The following is a 12,451-nucleotide window of genomic DNA, read 5'->3' as shown; positions in this document are numbered from 1 at the left end:
CATAGAATTACTCACCAAGCGCCACACCAGCCTTTATCGCCTTTTTCACTAACAAACTTTCATTCCGCGATTTCTTGACGTTTACGTAAGCATAGCACTAGCCTTTACAATGAGATGAAAAAACACACCAAGCAGACGTTTATATTTCAAAGTTGATGTTCGGCCTTCCCATTTAAGGTTCGATTTCCAGAAACTGGATTTTTATTCGAGGTAAGTATGTTATGGAAAAATACAAGATCAGTGACCTCGCCAAGGAGTTTGATATTACTACTCGCAGTATCCGGTTTTATGAAGACGTGGGTCTGATTGAACCAGAGCGAAAAGGCAATATGCGCGTTTATCAACGCAGGGATAGAATTCGCCTCAAACTGATTTTAAGAGGGAAACGACTCGGTTTTTCGTTGGCAGAAATTCGTGAACTTTTCGAGCTCTACGACATGCAACAAACCGAAGGACAGTTATTGAAAATGCTCAATATCATTGAAGAGAAACAAGCCGTCCTACAGCAACAACTCAACGACATCAGCGTCGTTATGGCAGAGTTGAATGCCGCTAAGGAGCGTTGTATTCAAACACTCAAAAGCAAGCAGACATAAACGCTATACTCAATTAGCAACACCGCTACAGGCTTTTCCACCTTACCTCTGATACCGGGAGACGTTATGAAAAGCACCTATACCCCACTCAATTTCGGACTTGGTGATACCATCGATATGCTCCGAGAGCACGTTAATGCCTTTGCTACCGAACATATTGCGCCCATCGCCGCGGAGATAGACCGCGATAACCAGTTCCCGAATCATTTATGGCCTTTGTTCGGAGAAATGGGGTTGCTTGGTGTGACCGTCGATGAAGAGCTTGGTGGTGCAGGCATGGGATACCTCGCTCATGTTGTTGCCATGGAAGAAATCAGCCGTGCCTCTGCGTCTGTCGCTTTAAGCTACGGCGCTCATTCTAACCTGTGCGTCAACCAAATCTTTCGTAACGGCACACCTTCTCAACGCGAAAAATACCTTCCAAAACTCATTGATGGTAAGCACGTTGGCGCCCTAGCGATGAGTGAGCCCAATGCCGGTTCAGACGTGATAAGCATGCAACTGAAAGCGGAGAACAAGGGCGACCATTTTGTACTGAATGGCAACAAAATGTGGATAACAAACGGGCCCGATGCTGACGTAGTGGTGCTTTACGCTAAAACAGATGTCAGCGCAGGTTCACGTGGCATTACCGCATTCATTATTGAACGTAACTTCGCAGGTTTCACTCATGCTCAAAAGCTGGACAAGCTAGGCATGAGAGGCTCGAATACTTGCGAACTTGTATTTAACCATTGCGTAGTACCGAAAGAGAATATTCTTGGCGAGTTGAATCAAGGTGTCGAAGTGTTAATGAGTGGGCTGGATTACGAGCGCGTCGTCCTCGCTGCCGGACCACTCGGGATAATGCAAGCTTGCATGGACATTGTGGTCCCGTACGTACATGAACGAGAGCAGTTTGGAAAATCCATTGGCGAGTTTCAGTTAGTTCAGGGCAAGATCGCCGATATGTACTCTCGAATGAGTGCAGCAAAAGCGTATGTATATACCGTCGCAGCGGCTTGTGATCGAGGTAACGCAACACGCAAAGACGCCGCTGGCGCGATTTTGTACAGTGCAGAACTCGCCACACAAATGGCACTCGATGCAATACAACTGCTCGGTGGGAATGGCTACATCAATGAATACCCTGCTGGTCGTTTGCTACGTGATGCAAAGCTTTATGAAATCGGCGCGGGTACCTCAGAGATTCGCCGCATGTTAATAGGCCGAGAGCTGTTCGAAGAATCTCGCTAACGGAACATACGACAAGGAAGTCATTATGGCCATTATCAAAAGTAAAACTAAGCCAACTGACGAGTTATTTCTTTCCAATAAAGCTGCGATGGAAACGTTGGTCACTCAACTTAATCAACACATCGAGACCATCAAACAGGGCGGCGGTGAAAAAGCCATTCAGCACCAGAGGCAAAAAGGAAAACTCCCCGCACGAGAACGCATCGCGCGCTTGCTTGATGACAACACTGACTTTCTTGAAATCAGCCAGTTTGCCGCCTGGCAAGTGTATGACGAAGCGATCCCCTGTGCTGGCGTTATCGCCGGCATTGGTATCATAGAGGGAATTCAATGCATGGTCATCGCCAACGATGCTTCGGTAAAAGGCGGAACCTACTACCCACTCACGGTAAAAAAACACCTTAGAGCGCAAGAGATAGCCCAACGTTGCCAACTCCCCTGCGTGTACTTGGTGGACTCCGGTGGCGCAAATCTCCCTCATCAGTCCGACGTCTTCCCCGACAAAGAACACTTTGGTCGCATTTTCTTTAACCAAGCGAGAATGTCGGCGAAAGGCATCCCCCAAGTTGCTGTTGTGATGGGGCTTTGCACTGCTGGGGGCGCGTACGTTCCTGCCATGGCGGATGTGTCCATTATGGTTAAAGAGCAAGGCACCATTTTTTTGGCGGGGCCACCTTTGGTGAAAGCGGCCACTGGCGAAGTCGTGACGGGTGAAGAGCTCGGCGGTGCAGACGTGCATTGTCGAAAATCTGGTGTCGCAGATTATTACGCTGAAAATGATGAACATGCCCTAATGCTTGCGAGAGAAGCCATTGCCAATGCCAATAGAACAAGACCTGTTAAGCCAGAAAACACCGTGCTACCTCCCCGCTACGACGCAGAAGAAATCTACGGAATCGTGAATGCCAACTTACGACTGTCATTCGACGTTCGAGAAATTATTGCCCGCATCGTCGATGATTCTGATTTCGACGAATTCAAATCCTTGTACGGCAGAACGCTAGTGTGTGGCTTCGCTCGTATTCAAGGACACTTGATTGGTATTGTGGCAAACAACGGTATCTTGTTTTCTGAATCGGCACAAAAAGGCGCGCACTTTATTGAGCTGTGCGCCAAACGGAAAACACCGCTTCTCTTTCTCCAAAACATTACCGGCTTTATGGTCGGAAAAAAGGTTGAAGAAGAAGGCATCGCAAAACATGGCGCCAAGCTAGTGATGGCCGTCGCTTGTGCTGACGTGCCGAAGTTTACCGTGATCATCGGTGGATCGTACGGCGCTGGTAATTACGGCATGTGCGGCCGAGCGTATGATCCAACCATGATGTGGATGTGGCCGAACGCGCGTATTTCTGTGATGGGCGGAGAACAAGCAGCAGGCGTTTTAACACAAGTTCGAAAAGACGCGAAGGAACGTCAGGGGGAAGCGTGGTCAGAGCAAGAAGAGCACATTTTTAGAGAATCGATCATAGACTTGTATGAAACACAAGGACATCCCTATTTTGCGAGTGCTCGGCTATGGGATGACGGAATTATTGACCCTAAAAAAACGCGTCAGGTGTTGAGTCAAGCGTTAACGGCAGCATTAAATGCCCCCATTCCTGATAGCGAGTTTGGCGTCTTCAGAATGTAAACATCCAAAGATGAATTAAGGAAGTTAGTATGCAGGAAATGCAACCAAGCATTATTCCCAACGCCCAAAGGCAAGATGATGTTCTTTGGCATGTCGATGATAATGGCGTAGCGACCATTACCCTAAACAGAACAGCCAAACACAATGCTTTTGACGCTTGTACGATCGACTTGCTGATCCACCGCCTAGATTATCTCGCTTTACGAACGGATGTGCGGTGCTTGGTATTAAGAAGTAACGGTAAGCATTTTTCATCCGGGGCCGATTTGAATTGGATGCAGTCGATGGCCGAAAGCACGAGGCAAGATAACTTCGTTGATGCCCAAAACTTGGCAAGACTCATGGAAACATTAGATTCGTTCCCTCAACCCACCATCGCAGTTGTTCAAGGTTCCGCTTATGGTGGCGCGCTGGGATTGATTTGTTGCAGTGATATCGCCATCGCAAGCCAAAGTGCCAACTTTTGCTTAAGTGAAGTTAGGCTTGGTTTAGTTCCAGCAACCATTGCGCCTTACGTCATGCGCGCGATGGGGAATAGACAAGCTAGACGCTATATCTTAAGTGGTGAAGTCATTTCAGCCGAAGATGCCGAACGGTTTGGTATTGTGCACGAAGTGAAAGAAGCCAAACAGCTTGAAAATGCGGTCGATAGCGTAATCAAGACGTTGCTACTTAATAGCCCAGATGCGATGCGTAAAGCGAAAACGCTCTGCCATCAATGTCATCAAAACCCCATCGATCAACAACTGATTCACTATACTAGCAAGCTCATTGCGGACATTAGAGTATCACCCCAAGGTCAAGATGGGCTGCAAGCGTTTCTTGAAAAACGTAGCCCAAGTTGGGTCACCAAGTCACAGGACAAGTAATGCTACCTTCCAAAGTAAAGATTGTCGAAGTAGGCCCTAGAGATGGGTTGCAAAATGAATCTCCTGTTGCGACCCAGACTAAAATCCGGCTGATCAACTTACTCTCTGATACTGGGTTAACGCATATTGAGGTGGGCTCTTTTGTCTCACCCAAGTGGGTGCCACAAATGGCGGACTCAATAGAGGTCATGAAAGCAATAACACGGCGAAATCATGTTACCTACTCTGCCCTGACACCAAACCTAAAAGGCTTAGAACAAGCGTTGGAGGCTGACTCCAATCAGGTCGCGATTTTCACTTCACCCTCAGAAGGATTCTGCCAACACAATATCAATTGCTCGATTGCAGAAAGCCTAACTCGCTTCGAACCTGTAATGCGATTAGCCACCAAACACGGCATCCCTGTTCGTGGCTATCTATCCTGCGTTGCCGACTGCCCTTACGATGGCCCGACAGCCCCTAAACAAGTGGCGAGCGTGGTCAAATCACTCATCGATTTAGGGTGTTATGAGGTGTCTCTAGGCGACACAATCGGTACAGGCACGCCAAACCGTATCGCTGCTATGCTAGAAGCCGTCATGTTGATTGCACCTCTTCCCCAGCTTGCTGTCCATTTCCACGACACATGGGGACAAGCTCTCACCAACATTTATCAGGCATTGAGTATGGGCATCAATACCATCGACAGTAGTGTAGCTGGGCTGGGTGGATGCCCATACGCTCATGGCGCATCAGGAAATGTCGCAACGGAGGATGTACTATATTTATGCCAAGGGTTAGGAATAGAAACGGGGATCGACTTAGAGCTACTGGCTAAAGCTGGCTGGATGATCAGCGAAGAGCTGGGTCGGCAGCCTACATCAAAAGTGTCATTAGCATTGCGTAACCGCGTATTATCACTTTCGTAGAAGGCCATCCGGCACCTCAAATTCTCCCAACCCAAGTTAATTTGCTCTACTTTCGAGTAGGGAAGCGAAACCGCCCGCCAGTACGATAAATAATTAGAGAAAATAAGATAAGCACACAACCTACTAGTTTATTTGCCGTTAGCACTTCGCCATACCACAGCACGCTCAGAATAACCGTCCAAACTGGTTCTAATATCATAATTAGAGCAGCGTTACCTGCCTGAACAAATTTTTGCCCCATGGTTTGCATTACGTAACGCAAGCTCGTCGCTAATAAGGTACTCAACGCAAACCACCACCAAATAGAGGAGTCCACCTCAGCCGGGAAAGATTCCATAAAAAATGAAACCAACAAACCTAAGCAACCTGCTGAAAAAAGTTGCACGCAAGTAAGCAGCAGCACAGGTAGTTTTTGAGAGTATTTGCTGTTCACATTAAAATGAAGCGCCAAAACCAGTGCTGCACCAAGAAACCACAATTGACTGGCCGATTGTTTCCAGCCACCAACTAAAGAAAGACAAGCAAGACCTAATACAGCGATAGGCAAAGAAAGCCAGAAAATTCGTTGTGGTCGTTGACGAAACATAACCCATGCAACAATCGGCACAAACAGCATGGAAAGGCTCATGATAAATGCGCCTTCCCCAAGAGTATCACTGATAGAAATAGCGTAAATCCATGTCATAACGGCACTGCCTAACAGGAGCCCGACACCACCAGCAGAAAGCACATCTTTTAAGTTTGCTTTCAGCAAAGGTCGGTAACATAGAGGCAGTAAGCAGAGCGAAGCGATAGTAAATCGCGCCCCAATAAAGCCAAAAGGTGGTAAACCCTGTATTGTTTCCTTAGAGAATATCCAGCCAAGTGCAGCGATCATCGTCGTCGCAACCAGAATAACCGTCGCTTTGCGTTCTGAGTTAAACATAAGTACTCACAAAATATGGAACACACAATAGCGCAGCAAGAGAGTTTTACTGCGCTATTGTGTAAATTTGAAAGGGGTTTGTGTCGAGCGAAAAAGTGAAAGCCCGATCCTCTCCTGTATTGTTGTCACGCAGATTGAAGTTCTGCTGCTAGATACATTAAATGCAGGCAAAGTCTTAAGGCAAGCCTTTTCGCATACTAAATTACTTTAGCATTCTATACAGCAAGCAAACTGGCTAAAACCTGTACGGGGTGTCGAACTACCTCTCCTTCAAAACGCTTAACTTGACTGCGGCAGGAGTACCCCGTGGCTAACACACGCTCAGTGGGCAAGTTCTTTATATTCGGTTTCCAACTAAGCTGATATATAGCTTCAGACGTACTTTTCTTATCCACTTCATGTCCGAATGTCCCAGCCATGCCACAACATCCCGTAGGTATGACTTGCAGATTTAAGCCAAAGTGCTGAAAAATAGACTGCCAAGATTTCTCAGTCTCCGGTATTTTGGTCTTTTCTGTGCAATGCGCCATCAAATACCAAGGTTCTTCATCCGATACACGTACTGGCGGCCATTCATTAAGTGTATCCACCAACCACTCAAGAGCCGTATAAACTGTAAATTCGCCTCGCTTCTCTTTTAGAGCCTGATGGTACTCATCACGATAACAAAGCACTAAGGCTGCATCGATACCGATCATAGGAATTTCAAGCTCAGCAACTTGGTTGAGAAAATCCGATGTGTTTTGTGCATTTCTGGCGAATGCCTTAAGGAAACCTTTTACATGTTGAGCTTTCCCATTGGGTTTGAAAGGCAGAACAACAGGGTGTTTCCCTAACCGCTGCAATAACTGAATAAAGTCCGCAACCAACTCGGCTTCATAAAAGCTGGTAAATGGATCTTGAACAATCAAGACGTAATTTTGCTTCACTTCTGGGGAAAGCGATTCTAGATACACAAAGTCAAACGGGCTCACTCCAAGTGCCTGACATCGACTTTGCAACGTAGGGATCGATAGCACTGGCGAATCAATAAAACCGATGGATGTCTCTAATACTTGCGTAACAGGCCTACTAGATGCAATTTGATTAACCAGCTTGGGAGCTTTTGCCATAATCGGCAGCAGTTGCTCAATATTCGACACCAGATAGTCGCGCAGAGGTCTACGATAACGAGAGTGATAGAGGTGTAAAAAACGCGCTCTAAAATCAGGTACATCAACTTTCACAGGACACTGACTCGCACACGCTTTGCACGCTAGACAACCGTTCATCACCTCATAAACTTCATGCGATAAATCATCAGGAGCGGGGCGAGATATCAACTTACTCAGCTTCTGAGCCAAAAGCTTAACCGATAACTTTTGATTGAGAAGTTGCTGTTCGTTAGCGAGCAAATCGAAGTCACTGTCATTAAGGCGACGCAGCCATTCACGCATTATCCCCGCCCTCCCTTTCGGAGAGTGGCGACGATCGGCTGTCACTTTAAATGATGGACACATTGGGCTATCAGCATCGTAATTAAAACACAGCCCATTGCCATTGCAAGACAGTACGGGCTTAAGCGACTCTCGGACTTCTACGGGGATCTGACGATCATAGTAGCCACGCTTGGTCGCTGTGACTTTTACCATTTCAGCGTCGCTATTCAGTGGTGTGCAAATCTTCCCCGGATTCATTTTATTGTCGGGGTCAAACGCCGCTTTAATGCGCCTTAATTCAGTAAAGAGCTCATCACCAAAGAAGGCAGGTCCATATTCTGAGCGATATCCTTTACCGTGTTCTCCCCACATTAAGCCATTGTATTTTGCCACCAGCGCGACTACATCATCGGACAGTTGATGCATCAACGCTTCTTGCTCGGGGTCACACATATCGAGCGCAGGACGCACGTGAAGGACGCCAGCATCCACGTGCCCAAACATGCCATAATGCAGGTTATTGTCGTCCAGCAACGTACGAAATTCCTCGATAAAGTCCGCTAAATTTTCAGGCGGCACACAGGTATCTTCCGCGAATGCAATCGGCTTTGCCTGACCTTTGGTCGCGCCAAGCAGCCCAACCGCTTTCTTGCGCATGCCATAAATGGCCTGGATGTCTTGGGGTTCACGACAGACTTGATAACCGATGATACCACTGCGTCGGTGAACGATTTCCTTATCGAGAATTGAAAGTAAGCGTTCAACTTTATCCTCAATATCATCGCTGTGACTGCCTGCGAACTCGACAAAGTTAATCCCTTGCATCTGTTTGCCCTGCACGTCTGAGATCGCGTGTTTTACCGAGTGCCAGATAATATCTTCTCTTGCAAGATTGAGTACCTTTGCATCAACCGTCTCAACCGATAGAGCCTCTGCTTCGACCATCAAGGGCGCATTTCGTAGCGCAGAGTCAAAACTATCGTATTTTACGTTCACTAATAGTCGCGTGGTAGGTATTCGCGTAAGATTGAGCTTGGCTTCAGTGATAAAAGCTAACGTACCTTCAGAGCCACATAATATTCTCGTGACGTCAAACTCTTCACTCTTGTCGTTGATGGCGTTTTTTAGGTCATAACCAGTAAGAAATCGATTCAGAGGAGGAAACTTATCCAGAATCTGTTGACGCTTGTCTCGACAAACTTCCTCCGTAATTTTTAACGCTCGCGATACTACATCACTGTTTAACCATTTGTTTTGTTGAACTGCTTCGGTATCGAGAACCGAACCATCCGCCAATACGGCTTTGAGTGCCAACACATGATCCGAGGTTTTACCATATTGCAAAGAGCCTTGGCCTGATGCATCAGTATTAATCATCCCACCTAATGTTGCGCGGTTGCTGGTCGACAGATCTGGCGAGAAGAAATAACCATAAGGGCGAACGATGTCGTTGAGTTGATCTTTGACTATCCCAGTTTCCACTCTCACCCAACCTTCCTGCTCGTTAATCTCTAACACTCGATTCATGTAGCGAGACAGGTCAACCACAATCCCCGAGTTCAATGATTGTCCGTTGGTGCCCGTTCCGCCTCCTCTGGGCGAAAAGGTCAGGTGCTTAAATTCATCACGTGCACTGACCTTGCCAAGTATTACCACATCATGATGGTTGGCAGGAAAGACGACCGACAAAGGAAGTTGCTGGTAGACGCTGTTGTCAGTCGCCATACTCAATCGAGTGGTATAACGAGCATCAGTATCCCCCTTGAAACCAAGTTGTTTAAGGGTGTTAAAGAACTTGATAACCACAGGATCAGAGGAAACCTGTAGCGGAAGTGCAGGAAGCATAATTTGAATCGGTGCCTTACGGTTGTCTTTTTAGGTTCGTAACATGAATGCGGAGTTAAAAGTGGTAGAGGCGCTTGGGGTTATCGACCAGAATCTTGCCAAACAGTGTCGTATCTTGCGTCCAGTGCCACAAGGTATCTAATAGCTGGCCATCATTTGGCATCTCAGCAGCAAAACATGGATGAGGCCAATCCGAGCCCCAGACGCATTGCTCTTCATTCGCTTCTAACAAAGCTTGAGCAAACGAAGAAACGTCATCATAAGGCGGAGATTGAAGCGACAAACGATACGGTGCCGACAATTTTGTCCACACTTTCCCTTCGGCCTTAAGCTTCAATAAGGTTTGAAAACCAGGATGAGAAATCAGCTTGTTTGTTGGCATATGTCCAAGATGATCAATCACTACGGGCACGGGTAAAGCCCTTAATCGCTGATATAAGTCATCAAACTGCGAAACATCAATTAAGCATTGAAGGTGCCAGTGTCGCTCTGCAAGGCGAGCCGCTAAACGTTCAACATCACGCCACTCAATACCACCTTTAAACAGCAGGTTCATCCGCACCCCACAAAATCCGGCTTCTTGTAGCTCATCCAGCGTTTGCTCGGACACATCCGCATCCACGACCGCGACGCCTTTGTAGTCGTAACCTTGCTGGCGTAAATACCGTAATGTATCAAGATGCAACTGGTTGTCATTGCCATACACACTCGGCTGAACCAGCACGCCATGACGGATGCCTAATTGCTGGTGTAAATGCAGGTACGCGCCGACGCTGGCATCGGGTGGCGTGTAGGTTCGCGTTTCACAGTACGGATAACGTGAAGAAAAAACGTGGGCATGACAATCAACCGCGCCTTCAGGAATCGCGATTGTTGGTTTATTTACAAATGGGTCCGCCGCTTCACAAAATGGAATTATGCTCATCGAAAATCATCCTGTCAGAAAGGTAGAGGTGCCATCAACGAAAGCACCTCTGGAAGACTTAACTGAAGTTCTCACTCAACCAGTTCGCGATCACGCCAGAGAACTGAATAAACTTAGGATCGTCGTCCAACATCCACTCGGTGTGACCACCTTCAGGCAGTAAGAATAGAGATTTCGGCCCAGGGTATTTCGCGTACAGCGACTTTGCTTCGGTCACTGGGTGAAGATCGTTTTCTGCACCGTGCGCAATCAAGATTGGCGCGTCTGCAAATCGCTCGTCCAGTAGGGCTTCCGGTTTGAAATTGATGAGAGAATCCGCAAAATCCAGATCAGATGTCACGCCGTAGCCCGGTGCTTTGACCAGTTCAGTGAATACATATTCGCGGCTTACTGGGTCAAGCGGGTAGATTTCAAATGGATCAATCCCCTGCTTTTCTCCACCAAGAGCAAGACGTGTACGCTCTTCTAACATAAATTGACGGAACGCTTTCCAACCGTGCTCGCCACGTTGAGCAACCTGAACACGTACCGCATCATAAAAGCCGTTCATGGAGATAAGGCCATCAATCGCATCTTGACAAACTCGGTAAGCATCAAGAATTAATCCACCGGCCATGCCCCAGCCAGCCAGTACGACTTTGCGGCCTTCCTCGTCAGCGCGCTGTTTCACAACCGCAACCGCGTTCGCGATGTCACGTACTTGTTCATCTAGGATAACTCGCTCACGAATACCCTCAGATTCACCAAAGCCACGGTAGTCAAATCCGAATACTGTAAAGCCCTTCGCAGTTAAGGCTCTCGCGTAACGCTCTGGGTGAATATTTTTTTGCCCAGTAAAGCCTGAGCAGACAATAACGATCGGTAAGTCTGGGTTGTTAACGTTCTCGTCAGTAAAGAAAGCGCCATCAAGGCGTAGACCATCACTAATTACTGGGGCTTTTTGTTCAATCATAATTATCTCGTCCAAATGAATGTGTATGCTCGACAAAGAAGTCCTTGTCTTAAGTCACATCATGTTCGAATTTTGATAGCAATAATTTAACAATTGCGACATTCTTATCCAGAAATACGACATAGATGAACTGCCCACTTGGTGACCACAGAGAATGAAAACGACACACACGTATCGCATTGGTTTTTTCCTTATTCCTGATTTTTCGATGCTCTCTTTTTCGGCGGTTATCGAACCTCTTCGAATGGCCAACCGCCTCGCTGGTTGCGATTTGTATCAGTGGGATATTTATGGATTCGAAGATAAAGAAGTGTCGGCCAGTAATGGCGTTTCATTCTCGCCAACACAGTCAGTCAACAACATTGCTCATTTAGACTTGCTGCTGGTTGTGGCAGGTATTGGCGCCCATGTTGCTGCTGCGAGTGGCTCGGTGAATCAGTGGTTAAAGCAAGCGCTTCGTCAAGGCATCGCCGTGGGCTCGACTTCGACAGGCAGCGTATTGTTAGCAAAAGCTGGCCTGTTAAAAAACAAAACGTGTACCGTGCATTGGGAGTCCGCCAACAGCCTGGCAGAGGAGTTTCCAAACATTAACGTGACCAGTGAGTTGTACGAATTCGACCCACGCACACCAACTTGTTCGGGCGGCCTAGCCGGTTTGGATATGATGCTTCATTTAATTACAAACCAACATGGGAGTGACTTGGCGAATCAAGTGGCAGAGCAATGCATTCACCCTGCGATTCGACCAGCGCATGATAAACAGCGGATGTCGTTAATCCGTAAGCATAACATCCGCCACCCGCGCCTGATCGACGCTGTAGAGATCATGGAAGCCAACATGGAAGAGCCACTAAAGTGCTATGAAATTGGCGAGCAAGTAGGGTTATCGGTCAGGCAGATGGAAAGGTTATTTTTGCAATACTTGCAAGACAAACCAGGCAATTACTACCTTCAATTGCGCTTAGAACGCGCTCAACATTTGTTGTTGCAAACCATGCTGTCCATCACTCAAATCAGCACCGCTTGTGGGTTCAGTTCTACATCGTATTTTGCGCGCTGCTACAAAAAACGCTATGAAAAAACGCCGCGTGAAGAGCGACGTTTAGCTTAAGATTGAGTAAGAGAAAGGAGTTCGATCTCTTCGATC

At 47.2% G+C, this 12,451-nt stretch carries 10 protein-coding genes; 6 read left to right on the top strand and 4 right to left on the bottom strand.

Features of this window, described 5'->3' with window-relative positions; genetic code table 11:
• Positions 1-221 precede the first annotated feature (221 nt).
• The 5 genes from R7P80_RS19050 (at position 222) to R7P80_RS19030 (ending at position 5,239) form a co-directional block, all read left to right on the top strand.
• Positions 222-596, top strand: a complete 375-nt coding sequence (locus tag R7P80_RS19050; protein WP_017821195.1) for a MerR family transcriptional regulator — start codon at positions 222-224, stop codon at positions 594-596.
• Between the two features lie 66 nt (positions 597-662).
• Positions 663-1,832 carry an isovaleryl-CoA dehydrogenase gene (locus R7P80_RS19045; protein ID WP_053307789.1) on the top strand — a complete coding sequence of 390 codons (1,170 nt, stop codon included), beginning with the start codon at positions 663-665 and terminating at the stop codon, positions 1,830-1,832.
• A 25-nt stretch (positions 1,833-1,857) separates the two neighbouring features.
• Positions 1,858-3,462 carry a carboxyl transferase domain-containing protein gene (locus tag R7P80_RS19040; RefSeq protein WP_205391125.1) on the top strand — a complete coding sequence of 535 codons (1,605 nt, stop codon included), beginning with the start codon at positions 1,858-1,860 and terminating at the stop codon, positions 3,460-3,462.
• Between the two features lie 29 nt (positions 3,463-3,491).
• Positions 3,492-4,331, top strand: a complete 840-nt coding sequence (locus R7P80_RS19035) for an enoyl-CoA hydratase-related protein (protein ID WP_064354630.1) — start codon at positions 3,492-3,494, stop codon at positions 4,329-4,331.
• Positions 4,331-5,239, top strand: a complete 909-nt coding sequence (locus tag R7P80_RS19030; protein ID WP_205391124.1) for a hydroxymethylglutaryl-CoA lyase — start codon at positions 4,331-4,333, stop codon at positions 5,237-5,239. Before R7P80_RS19035 ends, R7P80_RS19030 begins: the two co-directional genes overlap by 1 nt.
• A gap of 46 nt (positions 5,240-5,285) precedes the next feature.
• Here the strand turns inward: R7P80_RS19030 and R7P80_RS19025 are convergent, their stop codons facing one another.
• From R7P80_RS19025 to R7P80_RS19010, 4 genes are all read right to left on the bottom strand, one after another.
• On the bottom strand, positions 5,286-6,164 hold the full coding sequence (locus R7P80_RS19025; RefSeq protein ID WP_005375761.1) for a DMT family transporter: 879 nt from the start codon (positions 6,162-6,164) through the stop codon (positions 5,286-5,288).
• 215 nt (positions 6,165-6,379) lie between these two features.
• Positions 6,380-9,427 (bottom strand): FAD-binding and (Fe-S)-binding domain-containing protein, encoded by a 3,048-nt coding sequence (locus R7P80_RS19020; protein WP_053307793.1) that lies wholly within the window; start codon positions 9,425-9,427, stop codon positions 6,380-6,382.
• Between the two features lie 55 nt (positions 9,428-9,482).
• Positions 9,483-10,352, bottom strand: a complete 870-nt coding sequence (locus R7P80_RS19015) for an amidohydrolase family protein (RefSeq protein ID WP_085568954.1) — start codon at positions 10,350-10,352, stop codon at positions 9,483-9,485.
• 58 nt (positions 10,353-10,410) lie between these two features.
• The gene (locus tag R7P80_RS19010; RefSeq protein WP_005375755.1) at positions 10,411-11,304 is read right to left on the bottom strand and encodes an alpha/beta hydrolase; all 894 of its coding nucleotides are present in this window, start codon (positions 11,302-11,304) and stop codon (positions 10,411-10,413) included.
• 154 nt (positions 11,305-11,458) lie between these two features.
• On the opposite strand from R7P80_RS19010, the gene R7P80_RS19005 reads away from it, so the two are divergent.
• Entirely contained in the window at positions 11,459-12,415 is a 957-nt protein-coding gene (locus tag R7P80_RS19005) for a GlxA family transcriptional regulator (RefSeq protein WP_225491855.1), read from the top strand.
• Positions 12,416-12,451 lie beyond the last annotated feature (36 nt).

It is taken from the genome of Vibrio sp. 2092, assembly GCF_033339635.1.
Lineage (GTDB): Bacteria > Pseudomonadota > Gammaproteobacteria > Enterobacterales > Vibrionaceae > Vibrio > Vibrio alginolyticus.
This window is presented reverse-complemented; position numbering and strand designations above follow the sequence as displayed.